We start from the raw sequence: 26,263 nt of genomic DNA on the forward strand, positions 1-26,263 counted from the left end.
ACCCGTCCTTATATGGTGGAGGGGGCGCCCTGCGAGGGCGCGGCATCAGGGGTCAGTGGTGGTTGATGAGTGACCCGAGGGTTACCGTGCGAACGATAGGCGCGCTTTCGCGGCTACTGGCGAGCACTCTTAGGCGCGACGAGCTCTACGAGGCGCGCCTAGTAGAGGCTTTGGACGCGATAGAGGAATTCCTCGCATCCGTGAGAAGCGCCCCGCAGGTCGAGGAGGACGAAGAGCTAGCGAGAGAGCTTGAGGAGGGCGTCGAGGAGCTGAGAAGGCTAGGGCTCGCGTAAAAACCTCTTTTTTCGCGCGCTATCACGTTTTTCCCAAGAGATAGTAAAAATTCTCCAGCCAGTTCACATTACCCGGCTTGAAGTTCCTCCCTTTGCCTTCGAGAACTAGCCTTACGATATTAACTATTTCCCCGACACTTTTACCCGTGGTGTCCACCTCGAAGACCTTTCTCTCGCCGAACCATTTTACAGCATCGATGAGCACGCTGTCAAGCACTTCCGCCTCAACGTTCGCGGCAATTTTTCTATTAGGGTAGCCTCTAGCCTCTAAACGCTTCTTCAGCTCGAGAGGGTTTAACCTTAAAACAATCACGTGTGTGACTTTCCTCTTGGGCACGCATTCAACGATGTGCGTGTCTACAACCTCGTTGCACGTCAGTATCTCTTCCAGTAGTGCCCTAACGCTACTCGTATCAACTATGTACGCTTGAAGCTCGGGGTCGAAGCCCTTTACGAGGTTATTCTCAGCCGCGAGCTTGGCTACGTCGACGTACTTCTTCCCGAGGGTGCTAGCGAGGCTTTGAGCAACGCTTGTTTTGCCTACGCCGGGCGTCCCGGTAATTAGTACGGCCATAACCTTTCCCGTTCGGCGGCTAGAGTTTAGGCATCATCCCCGCCGTGATTTGTGGAGCGATCATCATGGCTACGAGGTTTGCGAGTAGTAGCAGGATCGCGTGCTTGAAACCCGCCGCGACCCTCTCGGAACCTATCTTTCCGGCAGCTAGCCCCATCATGTAGCTATTAATGATCACCGGGGGCAGGAACATTCCTACAAGCTGTTCCGTCGAGATCGCTGTTCCCGCGAATTTAAGCATGGAACCCATGAACTCTACTAGGATCAGGACTACAACCGTTATTATGAGCGCTCCCACATAGGGCATTAGCATCAGCGGCCTCAAAGCCGCCCTTTTCTCCTTCTCGACTTGCTCTAGCGTCTCAGCGTAGCTTGCAAGCGCCTCTAGCGTCTGCGGCGTGCCGCCTCCTACTTCGATGCTCTCAACGAGTAGAAACATCGAGATAAGGGCGAACCAGTTCTTCATGCCCTTCGAAAATCTCTCAAAGATCGTGTGAAGGGACACACCCCACCCGACCTGCTTAGCTATGTCGCGGAGGTAGGGGGTAAACTTCCCGTAGTCCCTGTCCTTCAGGTTAATTATGCACTTCTCCGGCGCCATACCGGTTTTCCTAACCTCGACGAGGTCCCTTAGAAACCTCGTTAACCCGTACTGTATACCGCTGAACTTCAGTGTTGACCGCGTTTCTACGATCATCGCCGGGAGGAGCCCCAGGGTCAGCGAGATTATCATGCCAACTCCGCTCTCGTATCCCTTCCCAAGCCCTAAGAGCCTCGTCAGGAGCAACACGGCGCCGACGAAGGGTGAGAAAACGCTCCTTAGCACAGTAGAGGCTGGAGGCGCTACCGCGAATGGGAGGACCATGGCGACGAAGAGGAAGATTGTTATGGGTATTCCCAAGGCCAAGTACACGACATACGGCGTTGAGTCGTACACGGGGTACTTGGGTTGCATGAGATCGGCTAGGTATATGAAGAGCCCCGAAAGCATCGGCATAATGATGTACGACACCATTACGAACTGAATTTCTCCGCCGGCGAGACCCATCCCGGCCTGGGCTAGCGCCATGTTCACAACGTAGAGGACGTAGAGCGTCATAGAGGTGAGCAACACTATAGCCATGTAGGACTCCATGAGGGCTCCTATTCTCTCACCTATAGTCTTCATCTGCGATACTCTTTCGCGTAGCATGACCTCTGTCTGCCTTTGAAGGTAGTGGACAACGTCGCCTCCAGCCCTCAAAGTTGCCGCGTAACCCAGCATTAGTTGCTTGTAGCCGTTGTGCGGTACGCGCTTAGCACTGTCCTCTATCGCCGAGAGAGGATCTTGGCCCATTCCCTTAACCTTCAGGAAGAAGTACATCGCCTCCTTCTTTATCTCCTGGAAAAGCACCTTCGGGGCCTTAGCTAGGCGCTCGAAGCTCGTATACGGCGAGATACCTCCAGTCGCCATGACGGTTATGTAGACAGAAAGATAGGGGACCTCCAGGTCAAACCTGCTTGTCCTGTTCGACAGCTTGATCTTGGGGTATACGAGGCCGAGGCCGAATACCGCGCCGGCGAGCATGAGGGGTACCGAGAAGCTCGTAGCCAGGACTCCTCCCAAGCCGACCCCCATTCTCGAGAGTAGAATCACTATCGGCACGTCGAACACGAAGCCTAGAACCAGGGCTATGATGGACAGAAAAACAACTCTGGACGCGTACGCCGGAGGATACACCTTCATGTCCGCTGAGACAATATCGCTTCTAAGGGTCGGAACCATCCTTGCTATAGCTTCACCAGCCCAGCCAAACAAAGAGTACGCTATCCCGTCAAGCGATGCTCGAGCCATGCTATGTACACTAATCTCTAAGCAAAGTACAACTGCTAAAAGCTTTTACGCTGTTTTACGCATAGTGGAGGAGGGAGCCGGGCGCGCGACGCCAAGAGTAGAGCATTTGCTCCGGTAATTAAGAAAACTCTCGGAAGAGCGTGCGCTAAAAATTTATAAAAAGATGGGGTTCAGCTCTTTTGAGCTACATAATGGCGGATGTTTACCTTAAGGCTTTAGGAGCAGCGAGAGAGGTTGGCAGGTCGGCGATACTTCTGGGAGTTGAAGGCAAGCTGATACTGCTCGACTACGGCGTTAGCATTGAGGGGGAAGAGCCCCAGTTCCCATTACCTGTGCCGCCAAAGGGAATACACGCGGTTGCAATTTCTCATGCACACCTAGACCACAGCGGCGCAGCGCCACTCCTATACGTATCCGGGCAACCCCCGCTGATTTCCACGCCGCTTACGGCCACGCTTAGCGATCTTCTAATAAAGGACTTCATGAAGCTTTCCAAGTACTATATACCGTACGAAGCCCCGGAAGTCGAAAAGATGTTGGAAAGCCTAGTTCCGCTAGGTTACGGCGAGTCCTACGACATCGGCTCGGTCACAATTAGAGTGCTCGACGCTGGACATATACCCGGTAGTGCGATGATACAGATAGAAACCCCTTCGCTGAACGTGCTCTACACAGGTGACTACTCCCTCCACGATACGTGTCTTCTCAGGGGTGCCGGCATCAGCGAGTTCTCAAAGGCAGACGTAGTGATCATGGAGTCTACGTATGCCGAGTACGACCACCCTCCACGGGAAGAAGTAGAGAGAGAATTTGTAAAAACCGTTCTCGAAGTCGTGGAGGACGGCGGGATAGCATTCATACCTGCCTTCGCCGTGGGACGGGCACAGGAGATCCTGTGCGTGCTGGCTAAGTACGACCTCCAAGTCCCCATATACGTTGACGGCATGGCGCGCACCGCTAACGACTTGATAGCCGAGGACTCGCATCTCCTGCGAGAACCATCCCTATTCAAGAAAGCGGTCGAGATGTCTACAAAGGTCAAAGACTGGGACCACAGGAAGAAGATACTCTCAAAGCCGGGAGTAATAATCTCTCCAGCCGGTATGCTGCAGGGAGGACCTAGCGAGTACTACATGGAGAAGATAATGGAGAACGAGAAAAACGCGGTAATCTTTGTGAGCTACGTTATCCCGGAGACCCCCGCGAGACAAGTGATTGAGACCGGTATATACGCTTCACCCACCAAACGCGGACCGGTGAAGGCGAGAATAGAGTGGTTCGACTTCTCAGCCCACTGTGGCCACAGCGAGCTCGTAAAAACCCTTGACAGCGCGAAGAAAGGTAGTAAAGTAGTCCTCGTGCACGGCGAGGAGGAAGCCGCGGTCAAGCTAGCGGAACTAAGCGTGAAGGCTGGACACGAAACCTTCGTCCCACGGCTCGGGGAAGAGCTGAACCTGAAAGTCTAGACGCGCGGGTATCTCTCCTACTCTACCTTTATCTTGACGCCTCTCTCCTTCTTAGGCTTCTCCTTCTTCTCGATAGTCACCGTTAGAACTCCGTTCTTGTACTGAGCTTTCGCGGTAGAGGGGTCTACGGGGTCGCTAAACCTGACCTCCTTGTAGTACTTCCTCTCGCCAGTCGTGGATACCACGAGGGAGTTTTCAGTAGCCTCTACGTTTATTTCATCCTTCTCGACTCCGGGAATATCGAGTATCACTCTGTAATGGTCACCTTCGTCGAAAACATCCGTGAAGGGCTCAATGGATTCCTTGACGACAGGCTTTATGGGTCCAGGGCGGATATTGCCCCACTCCCTGACTTTGGGAACACCGTCGGGACCTATCTCGACGCTAAACCCGTAGTAGTACGGTCCAATTATTCTTCTGCCTTTTTCTCCAGAGTAGAGCATAGGTTCGCGCATCATCTCCTCGAACATTTTGTCGAATTCCTCCATCATCTTCCTTATCCTCTTGAACCACTCGTCAAATTCGTAACTCACAACCTCTCACCCACAGTTACAATCCTCAACAGGTAACTTAAATGCTTTCGCGTATCCGGGGTCAACGCACATATGAGGAAGTACGGCGAGCCGGTAAAGAGGCTAGTAGCTGGGATGCCCAGAGCAATACAAGACTGGTCGCGCGAGAAAAATTAAAATAGCAATTAAGCACGCGTAACGAGGGTGTGGGGAATGGCCGTAAGCTCTCTTAGGATCATCCAGGAGAAAGTAAACAAGCTTGTCGGAAGACGTGAGTTACTAGTAGAGATCCACCATCAAGGCTCGGGGACCCCTTCCAGGAGGGATGTAGCTGAGGCTTTACGCAACATGCTCGGAACCGGAGGGAGCGCGATTGTCGTTAGGAAGCTAGTTACCCGTTACGGACAAGGAGTATCCGAAGCGCTGATCCATATCTACGACTCCGACGTGAAAATGAAGATGTTCGAGCCTAAACACATCTTGCGCCGCAACGGCTTAATCCAGGAGCAGGAGGCGAAGAAGCAGGAGGGGTGACCTGAGTGGCGAAAGTACACGAACTCTACGAATACGACTACAAAACCGGGACCATAAGGTTGAAGAACAAAAAGTGCCCGCGTTGCGGATCCATCATGGCCCACCACCTAAAACCCGTCGAGCGCTGGCACTGCGGCAAATGCGGATATACGGAGTATAGAACTTAACACGTGAGCGTGCGAGAGGAGGGGGCCGGGCGCCTTCCCTGTTGGTCTATCTCTTTAGCTTTCTTGCCCCAGCTCTTCGAGGCATGCTTCCAGCGTTTTAGGCGCATGTTTTCTTGCATCCCTGATTATTCTATCTATCAGCCTTTGGACTTTTTCGATAGTGCATCTATTCTCGTACTTCTCGCGTTTAGCATAGAGGTACTTCAGGTAGACACAGTAAGCTTGTGGACGTAAATGTGCAAACTCTAGAAGCTCCTCAGTGTAGGCATGCCACGCGCGGTACTCGTAAACCCTGCCATTCCATCCTTTATACCTAATAGTAGTTTCCTCGACTTTAAGACCTTCACGTTCAGCGAGCTCTGCAAAGTTCTCCGGGATTTTTGTCTTCCTAGTTTCAAGCACACGCGCCTCAAGCCCAAAGTGTGACGCACCACCAACAAGTATAAGGTGCATTTTCACCCCTGCAACGACAATGTGCATACGCACCACGTTGTTGGCCTTTCTATTCGAGAGTATCTCAAGGTATTGGTACTTTCTTACTTGCAACAATTTCAGCAACTCCCCATATTCACCACTGACTTCTAGCATCTTTTGTGCAAGTTGAATTGCTTTCGCGCCTGTGATTGGAAGATCTCTGTTGTTGGCGAGTATATGGAGCATGTTTACTTTGAAGTTTGGAATTGCTCCATCCCCAAGATACAGCGTTAATAGTGTTAGTGCTTCAGAGGGTTTCAGTTTGTTTACATCCTTCTTCTTTATCCTTAACACGAACTTTTCGGTGGTAATCTCCTTAGCCTTACCCTTTAGCTCCCAGGGTAATAGGATATTGGTTAGTATGCGCCAGGCAAAGTTTAAAGAATTCTTTCCAAGAATTAGGGATCTAACAGCTATCCTCGCAACAACATCGTTAAGTAATGCAGAGATCGCAATCACTTGCCATGATTGATCTGTGCCTGCATCCAGCAATCGTCGTTTACGCGAGTAATGTATATCGCTGAGAAGCCATCCTCGTAATGCATACCACCGTACCCTGGCTGTTAGTTTCAGCCCTTTTATGAAGACATCTGTAGCTACATTATCCAGTGGTAAGACTACGTTAAAGTTACCTTTGGGCGCTTTGCCTATCATAACGTAGAAGCCTTTGTCTTTGGGGTAAATACGCCATGTCTTCTTACCACTCCGAAAGACGTGCCACTCAGCAGACAGAAACTCATTTAAACGTTGTTTAGCCTGCTCGTAGGCCTTGTCCAGTAGGATCAGCATGTAAATCGTTAAGATTGAGAGCCAAGGCCAGCGCTCCCTAAGCTTTCTAGCAACTCGTGCAAGGTACTCATAGACCTCCAAATACCTCTCATCAAGCCTAGAGCTAGCCTTCTCGACACGCTCCCTTGCAACCCTCTCAACGATCTCCCTGGTTTTCTCGTCCACCTCTAACTCAATCCCCCGGCCCATACCAACCCGCCCTTCCTGACTGGCGGGCGGGGCGCCCTACGAGGGCGCGCCTGGCCGAGGCAGGGATGCGCTAAGCGCCGTGAATGCTTCAAAGCGAAGCTCTGAAAGCCTGGTGAGGCGTGAATGCTTTCACGGGCGGGCCCGCTGGGGCCAAGGCCTCGCCCGCCTTTGCCCGGCCCCCCGGATGGGCCGCGCTGCTCGCTAGGGGCGACCGTCACCTTTCGGCTCATCGTGTCGGGCTTCACGAATCAGCCCCTAGGCCGGTCTCTCCCCGGTTAGGGAGAGACGCCCCAGCCCGGGGCTGGGGCCCCAGAGCCCCGCCTCCCCCGCCGCCCCCGTCCGCCCAGACGCGTGGCCCGGGCAAAGCCCAGACAGCCGCGCGCCCCCTCGCACCCGCCGGGCAATGCCCAGCCGCGGGTGTTCCTCGGGCCCCGGAGGCGCCAGCCCCGGGCAAGGCCCAGCCGGGCAGGCGCCCCCTCACGCCGCCGCAGGCCTAGCCCGCGCGCGGGCGCTCACAGGAACCCCTCCCTGCTCGGGAGGTCTCCCAATAACGGGAGGGACGGAGTGGGCGGACAAAAAAAAGATAATTTAGGGGCTAGCGGGGGATGGCAGGGTTTCTCCCCATGGGCCTGGCTTACACTGCCCGGCCCTCCTCCTCTCCTCCCCCATCCCCCGCCACCGGGCTGTCTGGGTTCATCGTCACCGCGGGGTGGCGGGGTTCACGCGCCACGTGTACTTAGATAAAAAAACGGTTATTTAAGCCTTACTGGCCGTTAAAAATTTCAGTTTTCGTTTTATCCCAGTAGTTATAAAACGAAAGTTATAAAACGAATCTTCCCGTGCAAGCAATAAATACGACCCCCCTTTTTTTCTCCTTATGACTGTGAACAAGAAAGCCCTAGTCTTGGTAGCAGTTGCAGTGCTCACAGCCCTGGCAGCCTACATCGCGCTTCTAGCAACGCCGCCCGCACAGCCACCCGTGCAACCACCTACACAGACGCCAGCCCAGGGGCCGGCGCCGGCCGAGAAGCCTAGGAACGCCACCCTAACGCTCAAGGTCTACGGCCCCGGCTCCCTGCTCGTCAACGGCACGGGCTACGTGAACGCCACGCTGACGCTCAGGGCGCCCGCCGTCTTGGCTATCAATGCCTCGCCCCAGCCAGGCTGGAGGCTGAAGGCTTTACTCGTGAACGGGTCGCCCGTTTTACCAGGCGTAGCGAGGGTATCGGGCGATACGACGGTTGAGGCGGTTTTCGCGTGGAGTGGCCCCGTGGTCACGCTGAGGGTTTACGGCTCCGGCTACCTGCTCGTCAACGGCTCGAGCTACGGCAACGACACGCTGTTGCTCAGGGGCGGGGCACTGCTCTCGATCAACGCGTCCACGCCTAGAAGCTGGAGGCTGAAAGCATTGCTGGTCAACGGCTCCCCCACCTCGCCCGGCGATGTCAGAGTCTACGGCAACACGACCATCGAGGCCTTCTTCGAGCAGGTGAAGGTAAAGGTCAAGGTGGTGCCGGGCGAGCACCCCGTAACAATCAACGGTTCCTGGGTGAACTCGACCACTGTGCTGGAGGTCCCGGCCTACTCTGTCCTCGTGCTGGGCCCTGCGAGTGTGGAGCTCAACGAGACCTGTGAGGCTGTGCACTACTGGAACGCCAGTGTGGCTGGGCGCTGGACGCTCCTACACGGCGACGCCTCGCTCGAAGTCGCGAACGACACGGTACTGGTGGCGGGCTGGAGCCTCAAGTGCCACCCACCACGCTCGACGCTCGGAGGAGTACTCTACGCCGGCAGAGAAGTCAAGGCCAGGATGGTGCTCACAGTGAAGGAGGCCCAGTCGGGGTCCTGGAGGTACAAGGGCAACGGAGTCTGGGAAATAGAGGCACCCGGCTTCCTCATAGTACTCCTAGAAACCCCGAAGAACTGGAGCAAAGTAGTAGTGAAGGGCAAGCCGCTCGCGCGTAGCGGCATCATAGAGATCCTCGTGATAGTCGAGAACGGCCCCTCGATGTACCGCTCGAAGGGCGCCGGCCTAATATTCGAGGACATATCCTACTTCGAGTTCGTACTGCCGAGGTGCATAATGCAGGGAACGTGCGACGCAACGGTAAACGCCTACGGAAGCTTCGTGAACGAGGGCTACCGCGAGCACTGGGGCCCGAGGCTGGAGCCACCACCGGTAGAGCCCGGCTGGCTCGAAATACAGGTCTACCCCGGGACGCACGTAGAGATACAGGTATTCGTCGAGCCCTAAACCCCTTTTTTCTTTTTCTGCTCCCGCGCGCTAACGGATAAATAGCCCCTCTTTTTATTTCTGCGCGATGAAGTGGAAGCCGGTACTGCTAGCCGTCGTGGTAGCCCTGGTCGCCGTGGCGGCGGCGGTAGCCGCGAACCCAGACTGCACGGAGTGCAGTTGCCCCTACCCAGACCGAAACCTCTACGTCATCGCCGGCAAGAGGCGCACGCGCTTTTTCTCTCAGAAAGGACACGAAGTTAAAGCTTTATACGGAGTACGTTTGACGTGCTGTTCGGCATGCGCGCGTTAAAGGTGCTAGGCATAGAGTCTACGGCTCACACGTTTGGAGTCGGTATAGCTACTTCTTCTGGAGATATTCTGGTCAACGTTAATCACACGTATGTTCCGCGACATGGAGGCATAAAGCCGACGGAGGCCGCCGAGCACCATAGCAGGGTTGCTCCCAAAGTCCTCTCCGAGGCGCTCCAGAAAGCGGGTATCAGTGTTGAAGAGGTGGACGCAGTCGCGGTCGCGCTGGGCCCGGGTATGGGTCCCTGCCTAAGGGTCGGGGCTACGCTTGCAAGGTACCTGGCCTTAAAGTTTGGTAAGCCGCTAGTACCGGTTAACCACGCAATAGCCCACTTAGAGATTTCTAGGCTGACTACGGGGCTGGAGGACCCCGTGTTCGTCTACGTTGCCGGTGGAAACACGATGGTCACGACTTTCAACGAGGGTAGATACCGGGTATTCGGCGAGACTCTAGATATACCGCTCGGAAACTGCCTCGACACGTTTGCCAGAGAAGTGGGGCTGGGGTTTCCCGGGGTTCCGCGAGTAGAGGAGCTGGCGCTTAAAGGGCGGGAGTACATACCCTTACCGTACACGGTCAAGGGGCAGGACGTATCTTACTCGGGGTTGCTCACCCACGCTCTCTCCCTGTACAGATCCGGAAGAGCACGGTTAGAGGACGTCTGCTACAGCCTCGTCGAAACCGCCTATTCGATGCTGGTCGAAGTCGCGGAGAGAGCCTTAGCGCACACCGGTAAGAGCCAGCTCGTCCTCACGGGCGGCGTTGCCAGGAGCAGGATACTCCTGGAGAAGCTAAGGAGAATGGTCGAGGATAGAGGCGGAGTGCTCGGGGTTGTCCCGCCTGAGTACGCAGGAGACAACGGCGCCATGATAGCGTATACAGGCGCGCTGGCTTTTTCCCACGGTGTCAGAGTGCCGGTTGAGGAAAGCCGTATACAGCCCTACTGGAGGGTGGACGAGGTCGTCATTCCGTGGCGATCCAGGTGATGGGCAGTGATGCGGGCATTTCCACGCGACGCGGTAGAGCGCCTCGAGAGATGGCTCGGGTTCAGGGCGGAGGGGGTGCTAGGATTCGGTGCCGAAGCGGTAATAGTGAAAGGTGAGCTTGCAGGCGAAAAGGTCGTCGTTAAGTACCGAGTGCCGAAGAGCTACCGGGACCCCAGGCTCGACTCGGAGCTCCGCAGAGAGAGAACGGTGCTGGAGTCGCGGATACTGAGCAGGGCTGCTATGGCCGGCGTTAACGTCCCCGTACCTGTCCTCGTGTACCCCGAGGAGGGGATACTCGTCATGACGTACATCGGCGGAGAGCGCCTGAAGGACTCTATGAGGGGGATAGAGCCCGGAACCCTTAGGAACGTGTTCGTTGAGATAGGCAGGCAACTCGGAACTCTTCACTCGCTAGGGATAGTGTACGGCGACCTAACAACGAGCAACGTTATCCTCTCGCCGACCCGAACCCCCTGGCTGGTCGACTTCGGTTTGGGCTTTTTCTCCAACAGAGACGAGGACGCCGGCGTAGACTTGCATCTGTTCAAAAGAGCCTTGGAGAGCACGCATCCACTTCAAGCGGAGGACCTTTTCCAAGCATTTGTAGACGGCTACGCTCAGATCAGGGGGCGCGAAACCGCGGAGAAAATACTGGCGAAGATGCGCGAAATCAGGTTGAGGGGACGCTACGTGAAGGAACGCCGGGCCCGCCTCTCGCGTGCATTCTCCGGCTGAAGTTGCGCGCTAAGGCGGGCTCGGTATAAGCAGTACCTTGTTTTCGAGTACGAGTAGCCCGACTGTTTGTTCCTCCTGAAAAAGCTTCCTAGCGCTTGGAGGTATGTCCACCTCGTATACTTTGTAGTCGTTGCTCATTACGTGAACTTTGTCTCCAGCGGTGTAGACAACTACACCCATCTTCAACTCGTTAGCCCGTGCAATCACGGATATCCGCGAAAGTAAGCTTTTGTTGAGCATGTACACCTCTTTCTCGTAGCTACTTAGGTTTAAGAGCGTGACTCTCTTAGGGTCGACGTCTTTAACGAGGAAGTACTCGTTTCTGTAGAGCACAACGTCGCCCCTAGCTATGTGGGGCAACAACAGCCTTATCGTTGACTGATACTTCTCGTGGCCGCTACCGTCCACCCCCACTTTTTTACTAGTCTCGAGTACTTCGAAGTAAACTCTTTCTGAAAGCCTTCGTACAACCTCCCTCGCGGCCCTCGGGGAGGAGAAGTACAGGTCAAGTCCGCCGGCTTCTTCCTTTACGTCCCACGGTAAGGCCTCCGCGTTGCCGCTAGAGGAAAGCTCGTCTAGAACCTTGTACACGGCTTTCTTCTCGTCGTTGCTGAGCTCTCTCTCGCTCGCCCGAACCTGTACTATGGCGCTCTTCTTCTTCGAAACCTTGCCTAGACACCAGTCGCAGATAGAGTACTCGGTCTTAAGCGGTATCCTCAGAGTTTCTTCGTAGAAGAAGTCAATGCCGCTATCAGCCCTGCCGACCGCGTGAACCTCCGCGAACCCTTTATCGATGTAGAGACTAACCCTCGCGCTTCTAAGCTCTCCCCTCACCTTTACTAGCCTTGGCAGATCCTTTTCAACAGACATGGCAAGCTCCTCGCTGGAGCTTAGCCACTCGTCCTTGTAGTAAAGCCTCCCGCACTTCCTGCAAACCTTAACCCTGAGCGCGTCTCTCTTAGGCTCCATTATACGCCTACTCCTGCGGTAACACTCCGGGCATAAACCATCTATCAGCCTATCAGTAGGCTTACCGCAGACAGGACAGAGAATCTTCACAGAGACGCCCCCGCCCAAGACCCGCTACTCGGACATTATTCTGAAGACCTGCACGTATGGTACTCCGGCAACCCTGAGAGAGGCCTTTCTCACCGAGGGGTAAATCTCCTCGAGTAGGCTGAGACTGTCCTCGCCGAACGCAGTTATAGAGTCTGCCCCCGCGATCTCCTTTCTGAGCAGTTCGTCGTCGAGGAGTACGAGGGAGCCTCCAAAGAAGTCGCGCGTTATCTTTACTCTCACGTTGTTGTACTCGAGCTCGACGCCTAAAAGCTTCTCGTCGCATATAGCGAGCATGGTGTAACCTCCCTGTTTGTGTACTTTGTAGTAGACTCTGCGAGCTTGCCGCAAGGAGACCAGCCCTCTTTCCCTCTTCCCAGATCAAGTTATCACGGAAATACTTAAAGCTCGCGGTGCGTAGTAAGCTCGGATGCTGAGGGTTGGTAGTAGCGAGGAAAGATGAGCGGAGACACCAAGGCTGAGCACCATAATCGCGCAACAAGCCTTCAGCCTCGTACGATGCTGCCCAGCTCTCCCTTGACAACCACGCCCTTACCGCGCACTATGTCGAAAACGAATATCTGTGGAGGTACAGGTCTCCACCTCATCTTCCTTACGTAGAGCGTTCTGTAGAACGTGTTTCTTACGCGCTCTATTCCCAGGACGAAGACTCCCGCAGCTAGGAATTCCTCGACTCCGAACCTGCTGAGCGCCGTGCTCCCGGTGGGTATCTCGGAGACTATGAGCGTAGTTGCGCCTATACGTTTCTCCAGGTTTATTATCAGGCTCTTTATGTACTCCCTCGTCCACGCTAAGTCGCCCTCGTTGACTATCAAGGGTGCGACGGGGTCTATGACGAGCCTTTGAGCTCTGATTGCGCGGGCTTCCTGAAGAATCCCATCCACGATCGATCTCACCACAGTGTCTACGGGCTTGTTCTTCATTCTCTCAACGAAGTCAGGCATCAGTGTCAGTATTCGCAACTGGCCTGAGCGAATGTAGCTCTCAAAGTCCCAGCCGAAGTCGTAGACGCCGTTCATGAAATCGCTGTACTCTTCGTCTACCAGCACGTAGATGCCGGGCTCGTTAGAGCGGAGCCCCTCCATCAGGAAGGTGAGGCTGAACATCGTTTTCCCCGTCCCCGTCTCGCCCGTTACGAGGTACGTGCGACCCCGCAGCAACCCGCCTATACGCTCGTCGAGACCCTCAACCCCCAGCTTCGCTAACTGGTAGCCCCACTTCTTGGACTCGGCTTCGTGCACGACAACGTTGGTCTCGGCGCTCTGCGCCTCGTCAGGCACAGGTATCTCGTCCGGAAGGCGGGCCGTGCGTCCCTCCTCCTTAGACGTTTTCCGCGTAAACATAGCTCCCCATTGCCCGTTAATCATCTCACGTTATTTAAGCTAGCGCGCGTGAGTGTTTTTGTGCCAGAGGATGTAGAGGTTGTCCGGGCGCGAATGATTGCCGAGGACAATGTGGTCAAGAAGAAAGCCGGGCGGGGTACCATTAGGGTTGCACTGCTCTACCCCTCTCTACCGACCGTTGCGCTGGACTCCCTCTCGTACCAGATGCTGTACTACTGGTTGAACTCTTTGGATGATGTCTACGCGGAGCAGTTCATGCTCGACTTCGATGGGACTCCTTTAACGCGTAGCATCGAGACTGGCACCCCGCTACGAGACTTCGACTACGTGGTTATCTCGGTGCATTACGAGCTCGACTTCGTTAACATACTTAGAGTTCTCCTTGAAGCCGGGGTAGAGGTTTACAGCGAGAGGCGCGAGAAACCGGTTGTGATAGCCGGAGGACCACCGGTTATAGCGAACCCCGTGCCGCTTTCGCCTTTCGTGGACGTTCTCGCAGTGGGCGAGATCGAGCCTTTAATGCCCGTACTGGTAGATGGCATGGCTGGGTACAGGGGGGACAAGAGAGCGTTCCTAGAGAACTTGGGCGCCGAGAAGGGGTTCTACGTCCCTCTGCTCCACGGCGGGGAGGAGGTTGTCTTCAATTACGCAAGGGAGTTGTCCAAGGAGTTTTCGCCGAGCGTCCAGCTACAGCTTTTAGACCCGCGTGCAAAGTGGAGGAGGAGAACCGCCGTCGAGACGAGCAGAGGATGCTTCAGGATGTGCGCGTTCTGCCTCGAGGGACACATATTCCGAGGAGTTAGGGAGAGGCCCTTCGAGCAGGTAAGAAGAATAGTCGAAGAGGGCTCCGCGGGGAATAGAACCAGGCACGTAAAGCTCGTAAGCCTCTCGTTTTTCGACCACTCGGAGGCAGACCGCATACTCGAGTGGCTGGTGAACGAGGGGTACTCGTTTTCGATCCCCTCTCTCAGGGCCGACACCCTGAACGAGAGAAGGCTCGAGTATATCAGGCTTGGCGGCCAGAAAACGCTCACGGTAGCTCCTGAAACACTGTCTCCAAGCCTTGCGATCGCTATCAGGAAGCACATAGGCTACAGCCTCATCCGCGAGCTTTCCCTCTCGGCACGGAAGCTCGGTTACACAGGGCTAAAGGTATACCTAATGGTAGGCATCCCGGGCGAACGCGAGGAAGACCTGAGGCTGACCGCCGAGAAGCTTAGACAACTCGCGTCGGAGACGGGGTTTAAGGGGGAGAGAGCCCTCAAAGTCACTGTCAGCCCTCTCGTGCCGAAGCCGCATACACCATTGCAGTACGCGCCGTTCGTAGGAATTCAGGAGGCTCGACGCCGCATAGAGATCATAAGAAGAGAGCTTCGAGGCCTCGCGGATGTACGAGAGTACGACCCCAGGCTAGCTTACATACAGACAATAATTGCTAGGGGAGACTCGATGCTCTCGCAGGTTCTCCTCTACTGGGCCCTGGAGGGGGGAGGTCTTGGAGGGTGGAGGAAGGCTCTTAGAGTTACAGGCGTGGACGTACAGAGATATCTCGCACCAAGCCCCGAGGAGGAGCCGCCGTGGGGGTTCATAAGACTGCCAGGCGTGAGAGGCACTCGGTAGCCTGCCGTAGGCATTCTGGGAAGGCGTATACTCTCAGCGGGGAGAGGCTTACCCCTTTGAGGTAGCTCAGCAGGGTGCTGCTCAGAGAAACGAGTGGCTTCGCGCTTTCCCCGTGCAGTATGAGAAGCCTGTTCACGTTGCCTATAGGGACTATACGCGCTAGGTAGACGAGCAGGCAACCCTCCGGTACGCCGCACTTCTCGACCAGTAATTCTTCTGCCGTCCCTTTAAGCGCGTGTTCGTAGAGCTCTCTTCTGAAGCCCTCGCCCGGACCGTCGCTGAGGTACGCTTCGAATACCAGCTTCGGTGGCTTTCTGAGAAGGAAGCTGGTGGCGAGCTCTTTCAACCTGTCCTCCTCGCTCTTTCTCGCGCGCTTCAAGGCCTCGATAACCATGCAATCGTCGAACATGCACCAGAGTTCTTTCTCTTCGAGGGCTTCATCGAGAGAGGGTAGGTACCCTTCTTCGACCAGCATCGCGTACGCTGCGCGCAACACAGCTTCGAATGCTCCTACTGTTCTGTGGTAGTACACCACTCTGAAAAGCTGAGTTCTAGCCAGCAGGATGTTCTCTACTGCGGTCTCCGCCCCGTGCACGAAGCCGAGAGCCCACCCAGCCTCTGTTCGTACGAGCCTCGCTGAGCGTACAGCCCTGTCGACGTCCACGTTGCCGTAGGACACGCCGGTGTGCTTTGAGTCCCTGAGCAAGTAATCTAGCCTGTCTGCATCGACCTCCGAGGCTAGGATGGGTGATAGCCTCGAGCTCCCGGCGAGTATATCGATAACCCCGTGTTTTAGATCTTTTCCCAGCAAGTCTCCCAGCATGCTTCTTACTACCTCCTGCGAAACCTTCTCGTGATTGCTCGAAAGAGCGTGCGAAAAGGGCATGTGACCGACATCGTGTAGGAGTGCCGCTAACCTTAGAGACTCAACCTCTCCTTCGTCCTCTATGCCGGCACTCTTCGCGATACGCTCTGCGAGGTACAGCGTTCCAAGCGAGTGGGAGAAACGTGTGTGTACAGCTCCGGGGTATACTAGGTCGGCTGGTCCTAGCTGTCTTATTCTGCGTAGACGCTGAACCACGCAGTCACCCAGTACAGTGCTTTCAGCCTCACTAAGATCTATGAATCCGTGAATCTCGTCGTAGATCTCCAGCATGTGTACACGTTGATCCTACTTAGGCATATTCTTTCCGTCCTCACTCGCCTCTGAACAACAAACAGACGAGAAATCGCGTGGGCAGACGTCGCATGTATCGAAGAGATACAGGAGACACTTATACACGAGCTACTATAAGCATGCGCGTGATAGAGAAGAAAAAGGAAGGTTTTAGGCGCGCGCTTTTAGCCCCAACCCCTCGCCTCCATCCTCCTCAACGCCTCCTCATCGCCTCCCTCTTCGCCGCCTCCTCTGCCCCGCTTTTCGCCTGCGCCACGCTCGCGTTTACAAACCAGGGAAAAAGGAGAGAAACGGGGATAAAAGAGAGGAAAAAGATGTTTTACGGCTTACTCCTGTTCTTTGCACAGTTCGGGCATCTCGCGGCAAAGCTCCGGGTAGCACTCCCACGGGTGGCGCGCCAGCATTTGCTAGCAAAAGCTGGTCAGCTTTTACTAGCAAATGCTTGGCAACACTACTCCACTTGTAAACCCGGGAAGCCGGTACGCGCAAGCAATAAATCCCGGGAAACCCATGATAATCAATAGAACAGCGGCCGAAAAGTGAAGCCACGCCTGCACCCCGGGGACAACAGCCAGCGAAGCCCCAAGGGGGCCGATTCATGAGATCCGACACGATGAGCCGAATGGTGACGGTCGTCCCTAGCGAGCAGCGCCGGCCTCCCCGGGGGAGGGGGGGGGGGGGCGGACGAGGCGAGCGGAGCCCTAGCCCCAGCAGGCCCGCCCGAGAAAGCTCTCACGGTGCTTCGCTTTGAAACACTCACTATTCACGGCCCCTCCCGCCACGCTTCCACTATTTAAGGAGAGGTGGTGATATGAGCGAAGTCATGATGGGGTATGGAGCTGTGGCGGAGGTCGAAGAGTTCGACGAGGAGTTTGTCCGAGAAAAGCTCAGGGAGCTTCTCGGGAAGGCGCTTCTCCACAGGTACGATTTCCGCGGCTTGGAGGCTACGCGCGACAAGGTGATGTGGGAGCTGATCAACGTCAAGGCTAACTACCAGCGCTACGGCGAGGTCTACGTAGAGCTTACCAACAAGGCGGAGGTCGGCGTTGAGAAGGCTTGCAGAGTGTCCAAGAAAGTGATTGAAGAAGCCCTGGAACACTTCGAAGAGCTCAAGATATGGAGGACGGGCAGAACGCAGTGGAAGGTTAAGCTTCCAGGCAAGAAGTGGAGGCTCTATATTCACAGAACGCCGGCCGGGTATTGGGTCGTCGAGGTCGTCCTTCTCCTTAAAATCGCTAAGCTCAGGCTACCCGACGTCTTGAGGCTTCCGCCTGAATTGCTGGTGGCCGCCCAGGAGGGCTGGGTCCTGGGCGATGCCAGCTACATCGCGGACTGCGAAGAAGCAATAATGGGCACCTCACAAACATGGCAGGCTGTCTCCTTCCCCGGTTTCTGGCCGGGAAAGGAGGTAGTGTTATACGTTAGAGGCATCGCGATCAACGAGAAGAGGCATGTCAGCATCATGTGGCAAGTGAGAGTTAAGGGTGTCCGCAATGCGCCTAAGGTGTGGGCATTAAAAAAGGAAGAAAAGCGGAAGATAGCGATCGCTGAGATTGAGGAGGCAAATAAGGGTAATATAGATGAGCAAAGGGCGCTGAGAATAGCGCTATACTACGCCGCCGACGGAAAGTATTCGCAGAACTCGACCGCACGCGTGCTACTATTCGCCGTTGGCAAAGAGCAAAACTGGGTTAGAACCGAGGGCTCAGTCAGGATTGCAAGGCTCCTCTACGAGAAAGCGCCACAGCTACTGGAATACATGGCTGCGTCGGGCTGCAAGAAGGCAATGTTCCTAGCACGCCTCGCGCTTATTGGACCGCGAAAGCTGTGCATGTCTTACCAGCGTCTCGGCCTTTATGCACCGGTTGCCGGCGCGTTGCTTAACCTCGTTATGGTTGCCGTCGGCGACGAGTACGCCTACATATACGCCCGCATACCCGTTAGTAACGCGCCCCCAGGCTGGTACGAGAGGGCTGTCAAAGAGGGTTGGACTGTGAATGTTGTCCGGTCAGGCGAGACGCCTTACTACGAGATCCCCCAGGACTCGCTTTTCGAGCGCGCGGCGGAGGATTCGGAGCTCTGGGAGGCTCTCTATGCGTTCGCTAAGGCTAAGGCGGAGGTTAAGCCAGCCGCGAAGAAGCTAGTCGAAGAACTACTGAAGATACGCCCAGCTGGGGCGAGAAATTAAGAGAAAAGACCACCAGGAAAGCGGCGTCCGGCCCCCTCCTCAGTCAGGCGCGGCACGAGCACTAGTAAGCGCGCGCTAACGTAAAGAATAAAAGTGGAGTAGACGTTATCTTTCTAGGCCGGGGTGGCCGAGAGGTCAAGGCGTCGGTTCCACTCGTGAGGTGTGGAGGCGAGGCTGCAGTGGCTAGAGAAATTTACCAGCCCTGGTAACCCGATATTTCCCGGGTTCGAGTCCCGGCCCCGGCTCCAGCTATATGCTGTTATCACGCGCTACAGGTGTTGCCATGCGGAGAGTATTCAATGTCGTGATACCTCGAAGTAGATTCGTAGACGACGTGCCGCTGGTGTGCAGGGTTGTTACGTCGGCGATCTTTCTATCGCACGATATCCGGCGCGATGTTACCCTTCGCTTCGTGATGCCGGATGCAGGGCTCTCGGTTTCCTTTCTATCCTCCAGGCTGAGGCACGTGCACGTGGATGAGCAGTCGTTCGCCGGGCTACATCGAAGGATAGTTAGGGCAATGTGGGAGGTAGAATCCGAGGGTGGAGCCAGGCACCCGCACAGCGGTATAAGCGTGGAGAGGATTGCTGGCAACGTAGAGGAGCAATTCGGCGGTTCGTTCCTCGTATCTAGCGACGGCGAGCTCTTGGCAGATGTTCTGAGGCGCCTAGGGGAGGTAAGGGAAATTTCTCTAGTGTTCAGCGCGGGGTTCCAGGTGAGGGTACCGAGGAGGGTGAGAGTCTCTGTTGAGAGAAAAAACTTGGACGTCTTGATCGTAATTGCGAACATTGAGATAGACAACTACCTAGGGGCCTGAGGCCTCCTTATGGGACTTCCACTTCCTTGGGTAGGTCCCCGGATCCATGACAACGTGCTCCGTTTTCACGGCAATCCCGCTAGACTCTGTAAGCATCTTCTCCGTGGTCATTTGCGCTTTCCCGATGGCTACTAGCTCGCCTTTCAGCGTGAGAATAGCCACTGTGCTGTTCACCTTTATACCTCCCTCTAGCTTTACTATCCCGGGGACAGCCAGAGGGGCTCCATGGCATACAGCATCTACCGCGGAGTCTCTAATCCATACTTTTGGAAGATGCTGGATCGCTGCTTCAACAGGCAGAAAGACTTGCCGTAGAAAGTGGTCTATCCCTCTCTCTTTCCAGATATAGTACGCGTCCACGACGTCGTGCATCGTAGAGCAGTTCCTGTCCTCATAGAGACTCCCAGACCTGATCCTTCTAAGTTCCTGCATGTGCGCCCCGACACCGAGTATCTCTCCGATATCGTGGCACAGCTTACGCATGTAGGTTCCAGCTTCGCACCAGACATGGAGGAGGGCAGTCCTCTCGTTAAACTCTAAAAGCCTAATATCGTAGATCTGCCTTATTCGAACCTCCCTCTTCACAGCAGACCTTAGCGGTGGCCTCTGGTAAATCCTGCCTTTAAACATGCTGACTACTCTTTCAAGCCTTTCCGGGTCGACGTCGCCGTGCAGCCTCATTACACACACATACTCCTTGTCCTCTTTTAGCAGCACAGGTAGTACGCGTACAGCGTTGTTCAACGTTATGGGAAGAACCCCGGAAACCTTTGGATCCAGCGTGCCAGCGTGGGCTATTCTCTCTATCCCTAGGAGCTTCCTAAGCCACGCTACAACCTCGTGGCTTGAGGGTCCCACGGGTTTGTCTAGGTTTATGACGGAGTACTTGAGGAGTACTTCCGGCGGTCGCTCTTCTGGGAGCCACCCGTAGGAAAAATCCGTCTCGTCTTCGGACCTCACGTATATCTCGCGGGAAGGGGTCGCTGCAAGGTACTTGGCGGGCACGAACGCTGCACCACGGTAACCTGCAGCTAAACAAACGTGGTTGATACCGTCGGCTTAACCTTTTCCTTCATGAACTCTATAAGCCCAGCTTTTTCGAGAGCCGCTTTTACTTCCTCGTCGCTAGCACCTTTACTTATGCTGATCTTGTATTCTAGGGGTTCGAGGTGGCGTATATTCGCTCTCCTCCTCTTAACCCCGCTAACGCTTTTAGGCCCTGTCACGAGAACGAAGTTGTCGTCGATTATGTCTACTATTACGCATTTAAGCCCGGCTTCGCGCCCGCTAGTCTTAACGCATATCCTTCCAACGTCGTATACCTTCATAGTTACCACCCGATCGACGGTAATCCCTGAACTTAAGCTTTTCCTTTTTTCGTGTGCTTGCGCACACAATCTTTATTAGCACTTCTACTGAAGATTCTGGGGCGATGAGGAATGGCCGACGTTGTACCCCAGATTAAAAACGCTATAGAGCTTTTAAAACAGATAGCCGATGACCGGGGTATTCCTAGGAACATTAGAAGGGTTGCCACGGAGTCTATAGAGGTGCTAATGGATCCCCAGATGACGCCGGGACTTAAGGCGGCTACGGTGATCTCCAAGCTAGAAGATATATCCTCAGATCCCAACACACCGCTCTTCGCGCGTACCAAGATCTGGCAGATAATCTCCCTACTCGAGCAGGTTAAAGATGCATGAAGCGTGTCCGCACACTCAAGAGCGGCAGCGTAGTCTACGGTAAGCTACCCAGGGGCTGCACGCTCTGCCAACAGGGGCTCAAAACTGTGATTTTTCTAACCGGGCTTTGCCCTTACAACTGTTTCTACTGTCCGCTGAGCAACTATAGAAAGCAAAGGGACGTCACGTTTGTGAACGAAGTAGAGGTCTACGATCCAGGAGAATACTTCACGCTATTAAAGGCGGAGATACTGAGATCGGGCTCCCTGGGAGCAAGCCTCACCGGTGGGGATCCCCTGGTGAAGCAAAGCCTTTCCGTGGAAACGGCAAAGTTCTTGAAAGAAGTATTCGGTAAAGGCTTCCACATACATGTCTATACTACGGGCTTACTGCTAAGACATGAGACTCTAAACTCCCTCGTAGAAGCTGGGCTAGACGAGCTGAGAATACACGCCCCTCTCGACAGGCTGGAAGAAGTACTCAACGTCGCGAGCGAGTGGGGCGATAAGCTATCCATAGGGCTCGAGTACCCTGCCTTGCCGCGCAGCGAAGATTCGCTGGTAAGACTCCTAGAGGTGGCGGAAAGGTACGAGTTAGACTTCGTGAATTTGAACCAGCTAGAGTTCACAGAGACGAACTCTGTTTCGCTCGAGCTAAGAGGCTACAGGCTTTCCGAGGACTACAGGTCTGCAGAGGGAAGCGCCGAAGCCGCTTTGAAAGCCGTCAGCTACGCGGAGGAAAAACGGCTCAACATATCGGTACACTACTGCCCGGTAAAGGTAAAGGATCACTACCAGACGGGGCTAAGACTCTACAGGCTCGCCGTGCTCAGCGCGGCTACGCACCAATACGTCACCGATGACGGAACCCTCGTCGAGGTAAGCTACGACGAACTGGCAAGCGGAAACGAGCATGTAGCCTCGCTTTACGCGGATAAATTCATACATCCAATGCTAGTCGATAAAGTCAAGAAGGGAAAAGTGCTCGAAAGAAACCCCGCCCTCAGAAAACTGGTCTTAGAAGAGACACCCATCCGAGAAGAGCGCGAACACGGAGAAAACGCTTTCAGGAAAAACTAGCGTAAAGCATACCGAAAACAGGTCAGGAATCCACTCAAGCGCTCCCTGCCGACGAAGTAGTACGAGTCCCACTTGGTGAAATTTCTGATGAAGTAGCTTTTTCCAACTTTCCTCCTCCCGTAGACGAGAACCCAGGCTCCTGTACTCTTCCACCTAGCCAAATCCGAATACCTCACTATACTAACCACTTTAGTGCGCAACTTAAGAGGAGGGGGCCGGGCGCCTTTCCCGCGCGCGAGAGTCTTGACGCTGGACGACTACGAGCTGGAGGGCTCGCTGGGAGAGCCCGAGGGCGGCTTCTTCTCCAAGGCTCTCGTAAAGGCGGTCAGGACGGCGAGGGCGGACCCTGACCGCCCGGAGGAGCGCTGTTACTGGCGTGTGCCGCGCGCGGCACTTCGCGAAAACTTAATAACCTCCAGCCCAAGAATTCTTTACTGCGCCGAGCGCTATAGCCGGGGTAGCTCAGCTGGGAGAGCGCTCGGCTGAAGACCGAGTCGCGCACCCGGCATAGAGGTGCGCTGCGGGAGAGGTCCCGGGTTCAAATCCCGGCCCCGGCACCACTCTTCCCCAAGGTTTTCGATCGCGTATCATAAACTAGCAGGTTTCGGGTTGTGAAAACACGCGTTACGCCGCGTCCTCCTCGTATGTTTCGCAAATAACGTACCCTACACGGCTTCTCTTTCACGTACACGAGTGCGGGTCTTCATGTCGACTAGGAAAACACTCCTCCACCCCGCGCCTCTTAAACGTTCATCGATTAGCCTGAGAAGACCCGGTTTGAGGGGCGAAATAATGGCCTTCGAAACTCGGTTTCCTCTCTTCAGTAGTATCACTAAGACCGTTACCTCCGGCGACTCAGGGTCTTTAGAGAACCTTAAAACGTGGTTCTCCCCCTCATCTAGGTCTCTGATTAACCCGTTTTCCACGAGCCACTTCCTCAAGAAGTTAAAATAAGGCAGGAAGCTCTCCACCCTCTTGCTTTGCCTAAAGCCCGATACTCGCAAGTCTAACCAGAATACCTCTCTATCCTTCTCCACAACGTAGACGCCAACACTCCTGAGAATCCTCGTACGCAACATACCTTCCCACACCCTCGACCCGCAACTATTGATAAATCTTTCGGCGCGCGCGTCGTTTGCACATTAAGCCAGTCCCTGTTTTTTCACATAAAGCGACTTCGAGAACTCTGAGAGAAAGAGCCCTAGGCTCACGAAAAGTAATGCGGGCAAGAGCGCGCGAAGAAAACCTTCGGCACCCATTACTCATAACGCAACGATATATCGAAATATTTTAATCTCCCAAAGAACCAGTATCCCTGAGGCGTGTATGTCGAGCGAGGATGCCCAGCTGTTCGAGGCACAAGCCGAGTTCTGCAAATCGCTGTGTCATCCCCTCAGGCTGAAAATAATCTCGCTACTCTACGCTGGCCCTCGAAACGTCTCTGAAATCGTAAACTCACTGGGAGAGCCCCAGCCAGTGGTCTCTAGGCACCTGGCGCTTCTAAGAGAGAAGGGGGTCGTTAGAGCAGAGCGGCGCGGGACGAACGTGTACTACTACCTAGCATACCCGGAGCTTGAAGAGGCTTGCAGAATTGTGAGAAGAGTTATTCGAAAGATGATAGAAGAGAGAGCCCAGGCTCTTCAAAGAAGATAGTTTTCCAGGGAGAGTGGTGCGGGGGCCGGGATTCGAACCCGGGCAGGCCAACGCCAGCGGAGCTCCCATTGAATGTAATCCTGAGTATAGGCCCAGCCTCCAGGCCGGTCCGCCCCCTTTGACCTAGCTCGGGCACCCCCGCCCGCGCGTCTCCGCGCGTATATTCACTGCTGAAACCGAGTTAATAAGCTTTTTCCGCTGATGCTTTGCGCTACAGCTTCCTAGCGGTAAGCAGGTACCCCGTATGCAGGACTCCAAGCGTCTCGGGTCTTAGCTCTCCCGGTACCGGCTTATACTTCCTCACGTTTACTTCTACGGGTTCTATAACCTTAAAGCCGCTTTTCCTCACTGCAACAATAACCCTCTCGAGCTGAGTGACCGTGGGCACGAAGACGGCGAGTATACCCCCGTGCGTCAACGCGTTGTAAGCTTCCTCGGCAACATTCCAGGGGTCCGGCATGTCCAGCACGACGGCGTCCACATCACTTTCATCGATGCCTTTCCGAATATCCTTGTTCTTTGCCTCGACGTAAGGTAGTAGCCCAACTTCTTTGAGGTTCTCCAGAGCAGCCTCGTAGAAATCCTTCCTTATCTCGTACGTATAGACCCTCCCGCTAGGCCTCACGTACCACGCGAGAATCGCGGTCAGAAAGCCCGTCCCAGTACCTGCCTCTACGACACGCGACCCTGGACCTATATTGGCAGACACGACTATGTAAGCAGCGTCCTTCGGGTATATCACCTGGGTGAACCTGCGGAGAGAGCCAAGTCTATCGAGCAGGTTAGCCCTAGATACTACGAGATCCTCCCCAATGTTTGTCCTCACAGTCTCCCCGTAACGCTTACCCACGACTTCCGTGAGATTCACGCTTCCATGCGTCGTGTGGTAAACCCTCCCCTCCTCTACCTTCACCGTGTACCTATGCTTCTCATCGTGGTACAACAGCACCCAGTCCCCCGTTTTCACGCACTCAGACATCAAGGCGACTAAAGTTTCTCAAATTATAAGCGTAGCGGGGAGGGGGCCGGGCGCCGCTTCCCTGGTGGTTTACCCTATTCCTGCCCTGTCCCCAGCTTTTCGAGGTGATTCACGAGCTCCCAGGCTTTAGGATAGCTTTCCGCTTTTGTCTTCGTGAAGGCTGTCAGCGTTGCGCGTAGCTCCGCGTCGTAGCGGGCGTGCTCCATTAGCGAGGCGTGTGTAACCTGGTAGTACTCCCTACCCCACCCATTCGAACCACCCGGACGTCCCAGCCTTGAGCGCGTGCCTCCTCCACCCAGCCCGAAGGCACAGCTTCGACTGCGATCCTCGCGTAAATGTTGTTGGTGCTGGATACATAGGCTAGGTGTAGCTGTGCCCCTGCTATCTCGGCGTAGAACGGGTTGTTTCTCTGCCCGTTTTTCCTACCCTTCTTCCGAGGTAATCCGAAGCCGACGAATAGGAAGTGTTTGATCTTAGCGCATTTCGTCACCAATGAGACGAACTTGGTGTACTCGCTAGCCCTCTCCACGGCAAGCCTAGCGTTGATTATGGCGCTCTCAGCTGGGAGGTAGAAAACCTCGCTGCCTATCCTGAAGTGGAGCATCCGAAGCCTTAGAAAGAATGCGAGGTAGCCGTCTCCCAGGAAGGTAGTGAAAAGAGACGCTGGGTCGCCGTTGAGCTCCTTGCACTCCTCGACCAACCTGCGGAACTCCACGCGCTTCGTAGCGCCAATGAGCGTGGAGGCCCAGCCCAGCTCCTCCTCGTAACCGTAGACACGCACCTGCCACTGAAAGCTCAGCCTGGTGCTACCGAGTATGCCCGCCGTAACGCCGAGCCTGGCATCGTCGCTTGGAAAGGTTGCGAGCGTCGCTGGCAACTGCCACGGTTGAGTGGTACCGAAACGTACGTCGCTGTAGCGCCCGTGAGGGGGTGTCACATCCGTAAGGATCCACCCCTTCTGCAGGCTCCTGAGAACATCGCTCGGAGTATTCACTAGAACCTGGGGAAACTCCGATTCGACCCAGAAGCCCTCCAATGGGATGTGTACGGACCAGCCATGCGTAGGCTTCGAGACCCTCACGTGCCAGTTCTCTCTAGGTATGTATACATGCCAGACTTTACCCTTCTTCTCAGCTCTAAGACCGTCGGCGCCGGCGTCGACGATTGCTTGCAACCTTCCTTTGAGCTCCATTACCGCGCCTCCTTCGCGTGGCTTCTCGTCGTCGTTCAGCAAGAGATACTTCCTCAAGTCATAGTCGATGAACCTGTAAAACCTCGGGTAAACGCTGTCCGGCACGACGCTGTAGCCGTTTACGAGGAACTTGGTGAAGTCCCAGTTAATCCCAGACACCGTATCGTAGAGGCCGCGGTAGTGTATCTCGCCCCTCTTCTTCTTACCCCTGGACCTCCTCTTATCCTCTGTTCTGGTGGCGTAGAGGCTTAAAGCCGCCCTCCTCCACGTCTCCTCCCTAACAGTCTTCTCGATTTCCTCATACCCCATCATATCAACCATATTTCACCCGTCCTTAAATGGTGGAGGGGGCGCCCC

Annotated in this window: 27 protein-coding genes, 3 tRNA genes and 1 pseudogene; 16 read left to right on the forward strand and 15 right to left on the reverse strand. The window is 55.0% G+C overall.

What is annotated here, in order from left to right; translation table 11 throughout:
- The first annotated feature begins 65 nt into the window (after positions 1-65).
- Positions 66-293, forward strand: a complete 228-nt coding sequence (locus TPEN_RS02285; RefSeq protein ID WP_011752117.1) for a hypothetical protein — start codon at positions 66-68, stop codon at positions 291-293.
- A 22-nt stretch (positions 294-315) separates the two neighbouring features.
- On the opposite strand, the gene TPEN_RS02290 is transcribed toward TPEN_RS02285, so the two are convergent.
- Together TPEN_RS02290 and TPEN_RS02295 are read right to left on the reverse strand one after the other, a co-directional pair.
- Positions 316-867: an adenylate kinase family protein gene (locus TPEN_RS02290; RefSeq protein ID WP_011752118.1), complete on the reverse strand. Its 552-nt coding sequence runs from the start codon at positions 865-867 to the stop codon at positions 316-318.
- A gap of 19 nt (positions 868-886) precedes the next feature.
- Entirely contained in the window at positions 887-2,701 is a 1,815-nt protein-coding gene (locus TPEN_RS02295) for a type II secretion system F family protein (RefSeq protein WP_011752119.1), read from the reverse strand.
- 191 nt (positions 2,702-2,892) lie between these two features.
- Between TPEN_RS02295 and TPEN_RS02300 the strand changes: the two genes are divergently transcribed.
- Positions 2,893-4,167, forward strand: coding sequence for an MBL fold metallo-hydrolase (locus TPEN_RS02300; protein WP_148677897.1), 1,275 nt, complete (start codon positions 2,893-2,895; stop codon positions 4,165-4,167).
- Positions 4,168-4,184: 17 nt separating this feature from the next.
- Here the strand turns inward: TPEN_RS02300 and hsp20 are convergent, their stop codons facing one another.
- A complete protein-coding gene (hsp20, locus tag TPEN_RS02305; protein ID WP_011752121.1) occupies positions 4,185-4,700 on the reverse strand; it encodes an archaeal heat shock protein Hsp20 in 516 nt (171 codons plus the stop codon).
- 192 nt (positions 4,701-4,892) lie between these two features.
- Between hsp20 and TPEN_RS02310 the strand changes: the two genes are divergently transcribed.
- Both TPEN_RS02310 and TPEN_RS09695 read left to right on the forward strand, forming a co-directional pair.
- Positions 4,893-5,213, forward strand: coding sequence for a 30S ribosomal protein S24e (locus tag TPEN_RS02310; protein ID WP_011752122.1), 321 nt, complete (start codon positions 4,893-4,895; stop codon positions 5,211-5,213).
- A gap of 5 nt (positions 5,214-5,218) precedes the next feature.
- Positions 5,219-5,380 carry a 30S ribosomal protein S27ae gene (locus TPEN_RS09695; protein WP_011752123.1) on the forward strand — a complete coding sequence of 54 codons (162 nt, stop codon included), beginning with the start codon at positions 5,219-5,221 and terminating at the stop codon, positions 5,378-5,380.
- Positions 5,381-5,434: 54 nt separating this feature from the next.
- On the opposite strand, the gene TPEN_RS02315 is transcribed toward TPEN_RS09695, so the two are convergent.
- Positions 5,435-6,832 (reverse strand): hypothetical protein, encoded by a 1,398-nt coding sequence (locus TPEN_RS02315; RefSeq protein WP_011752124.1) that lies wholly within the window; start codon positions 6,830-6,832, stop codon positions 5,435-5,437.
- Positions 6,833-7,709: 877 nt separating this feature from the next.
- On the opposite strand from TPEN_RS02315, the gene TPEN_RS02320 reads away from it, so the two are divergent.
- The 3 genes from TPEN_RS02320 to TPEN_RS02335 all read left to right on the forward strand — a co-directional run bounded on the left by TPEN_RS02320 (position 7,710) and on the right by TPEN_RS02335 (position 11,099).
- On the forward strand, positions 7,710-9,086 hold the full coding sequence (locus TPEN_RS02320) for a hypothetical protein (RefSeq protein WP_011752125.1): 1,377 nt from the start codon (positions 7,710-7,712) through the stop codon (positions 9,084-9,086).
- Positions 9,087-9,365: 279 nt separating this feature from the next.
- Entirely contained in the window at positions 9,366-10,364 is a 999-nt protein-coding gene (gene kae1 / locus TPEN_RS02330) for a KEOPS complex N(6)-L-threonylcarbamoyladenine synthase Kae1 (RefSeq protein ID WP_052885044.1), read from the forward strand.
- A gap of 9 nt (positions 10,365-10,373) precedes the next feature.
- Positions 10,374-11,099 carry a Kae1-associated kinase Bud32 gene (locus TPEN_RS02335; protein ID WP_011752127.1) on the forward strand — a complete coding sequence of 242 codons (726 nt, stop codon included), beginning with the start codon at positions 10,374-10,376 and terminating at the stop codon, positions 11,097-11,099.
- Between the two features lie 9 nt (positions 11,100-11,108).
- On the opposite strand, the gene TPEN_RS02340 is transcribed toward TPEN_RS02335, so the two are convergent.
- The 3 genes from TPEN_RS02340 to TPEN_RS02350 all read right to left on the reverse strand — a co-directional run bounded on the left by TPEN_RS02340 (position 11,109) and on the right by TPEN_RS02350 (position 13,519).
- Complete coding sequence (locus TPEN_RS02340) at positions 11,109-12,176, reverse strand: 60S ribosomal export protein NMD3 (RefSeq protein WP_148677899.1); 1,068 nt, start codon at positions 12,174-12,176, stop codon at positions 11,109-11,111.
- Positions 12,177-12,182: 6 nt separating this feature from the next.
- Complete coding sequence (locus TPEN_RS02345; RefSeq protein WP_281054510.1) at positions 12,183-12,506, reverse strand: DUF424 family protein; 324 nt, start codon at positions 12,504-12,506, stop codon at positions 12,183-12,185.
- Between the two features lie 155 nt (positions 12,507-12,661).
- Complete coding sequence (locus TPEN_RS02350) at positions 12,662-13,519, reverse strand: ATPase domain-containing protein (RefSeq protein ID WP_011752130.1); 858 nt, start codon at positions 13,517-13,519, stop codon at positions 12,662-12,664.
- Between the two features lie 60 nt (positions 13,520-13,579).
- On the opposite strand from TPEN_RS02350, the gene TPEN_RS02355 reads away from it, so the two are divergent.
- Entirely contained in the window at positions 13,580-15,139 is a 1,560-nt protein-coding gene (locus tag TPEN_RS02355; protein WP_011752131.1) for a B12-binding domain-containing radical SAM protein, read from the forward strand.
- Here TPEN_RS02355 and TPEN_RS02360 read toward each other — a convergent pair.
- The gene (locus TPEN_RS02360; protein WP_052885046.1) at positions 15,105-16,295 is read right to left on the reverse strand and encodes an HD domain-containing protein; all 1,191 of its coding nucleotides are present in this window, start codon (positions 16,293-16,295) and stop codon (positions 15,105-15,107) included. The genes TPEN_RS02355 and TPEN_RS02360 overlap by 35 nt on opposite strands.
- A 146-nt stretch (positions 16,296-16,441) precedes the next feature.
- Here TPEN_RS02360 and TPEN_RS02365 point away from each other — a divergent pair, with 146 nt between their 5' ends.
- From TPEN_RS02365 to TPEN_RS02380, 4 genes are all read left to right on the forward strand, one after another.
- Positions 16,442-16,840 (forward strand): hypothetical protein, encoded by a 399-nt coding sequence (locus TPEN_RS02365; RefSeq protein ID WP_052885047.1) that lies wholly within the window; start codon positions 16,442-16,444, stop codon positions 16,838-16,840.
- Between the two features lie 287 nt (positions 16,841-17,127).
- On the forward strand, positions 17,128-18,504 hold the full coding sequence (locus tag TPEN_RS02370; RefSeq protein ID WP_011752133.1) for a hypothetical protein: 1,377 nt from the start codon (positions 17,128-17,130) through the stop codon (positions 18,502-18,504).
- A 117-nt stretch (positions 18,505-18,621) separates the two neighbouring features.
- A tRNA-Cys gene (locus tag TPEN_RS02375) sits at positions 18,622-18,752 on the forward strand.
- Positions 18,753-18,787: 35 nt separating this feature from the next.
- The gene (locus TPEN_RS02380) at positions 18,788-19,321 is read left to right on the forward strand and encodes an RNA methyltransferase (protein ID WP_011752134.1); all 534 of its coding nucleotides are present in this window, start codon (positions 18,788-18,790) and stop codon (positions 19,319-19,321) included.
- Here the strand turns inward: TPEN_RS02380 and TPEN_RS02385 are convergent.
- Together TPEN_RS02385 and TPEN_RS02390 are read right to left on the reverse strand one after the other, a co-directional pair.
- Complete coding sequence (locus TPEN_RS02385; protein ID WP_011752135.1) at positions 19,310-20,326, reverse strand: RNA-guided pseudouridylation complex pseudouridine synthase subunit Cbf5; 1,017 nt, start codon at positions 20,324-20,326, stop codon at positions 19,310-19,312. The two genes, TPEN_RS02380 and TPEN_RS02385, sit on opposite strands and share 12 nt — an antisense overlap.
- 26 nt (positions 20,327-20,352) lie before the next feature.
- A complete protein-coding gene (locus TPEN_RS02390) occupies positions 20,353-20,649 on the reverse strand; it encodes a 50S ribosomal protein L14e (protein ID WP_011752136.1) in 297 nt (98 codons plus the stop codon).
- Between the two features lie 111 nt (positions 20,650-20,760).
- On the opposite strand from TPEN_RS02390, the gene TPEN_RS02395 reads away from it, so the two are divergent.
- On the forward strand, positions 20,761-21,024 hold the full coding sequence (locus TPEN_RS02395) for a stationary phase-response protein (RefSeq protein ID WP_011752137.1): 264 nt from the start codon (positions 20,761-20,763) through the stop codon (positions 21,022-21,024).
- Positions 21,021-22,082, forward strand: coding sequence for a radical SAM protein (locus TPEN_RS02400; protein WP_011752138.1), 1,062 nt, complete (start codon positions 21,021-21,023; stop codon positions 22,080-22,082). Before TPEN_RS02395 ends, TPEN_RS02400 begins: the two co-directional genes overlap by 4 nt.
- Here the strand turns inward: TPEN_RS02400 and TPEN_RS09700 are convergent.
- A complete protein-coding gene (locus TPEN_RS09700; protein WP_187146344.1) occupies positions 22,079-22,243 on the reverse strand; it encodes a hypothetical protein in 165 nt (54 codons plus the stop codon). The genes TPEN_RS02400 and TPEN_RS09700 overlap by 4 nt on opposite strands.
- Before the next feature lie 290 nt (positions 22,244-22,533).
- On the opposite strand from TPEN_RS09700, the gene TPEN_RS02405 reads away from it, so the two are divergent.
- A tRNA-Phe gene (locus TPEN_RS02405) sits at positions 22,534-22,642 on the forward strand.
- A gap of 105 nt (positions 22,643-22,747) precedes the next feature.
- Here TPEN_RS02405 and TPEN_RS02410 read toward each other — a convergent pair.
- A complete protein-coding gene (locus tag TPEN_RS02410; protein WP_011752139.1) occupies positions 22,748-23,161 on the reverse strand; it encodes a hypothetical protein in 414 nt (137 codons plus the stop codon).
- Between the two features lie 247 nt (positions 23,162-23,408).
- On the opposite strand from TPEN_RS02410, the gene TPEN_RS02415 reads away from it, so the two are divergent.
- Positions 23,409-23,735, forward strand: coding sequence for an ArsR/SmtB family transcription factor (locus tag TPEN_RS02415; RefSeq protein WP_011752140.1), 327 nt, complete (start codon positions 23,409-23,411; stop codon positions 23,733-23,735).
- A gap of 14 nt (positions 23,736-23,749) precedes the next feature.
- Here TPEN_RS02415 and TPEN_RS02420 read toward each other — a convergent pair.
- The 3 genes and pseudogenes from TPEN_RS02420 to TPEN_RS02430 form a co-directional block, all read right to left on the reverse strand.
- Positions 23,750-23,877 (reverse strand) — tRNA-Leu (locus TPEN_RS02420).
- Positions 23,878-23,946: 69 nt separating this feature from the next.
- Complete coding sequence (locus TPEN_RS02425) at positions 23,947-24,714, reverse strand: tRNA (adenine-N1)-methyltransferase (protein ID WP_011752141.1); 768 nt, start codon at positions 24,712-24,714, stop codon at positions 23,947-23,949.
- Positions 24,715-24,788: 74 nt separating this feature from the next.
- Positions 24,789-26,227 (reverse strand): annotated as a pseudogene (locus tag TPEN_RS02430) (hypothetical protein).
- Between the last annotated feature and the right edge of the window lie 36 nt (positions 26,228-26,263).

The sequence above is a fragment of the Thermofilum pendens Hrk 5 genome, from assembly GCF_000015225.1.
Taxonomy (GTDB): domain Archaea; phylum Thermoproteota; class Thermoprotei; order Thermofilales; family Thermofilaceae; genus Thermofilum; species Thermofilum pendens.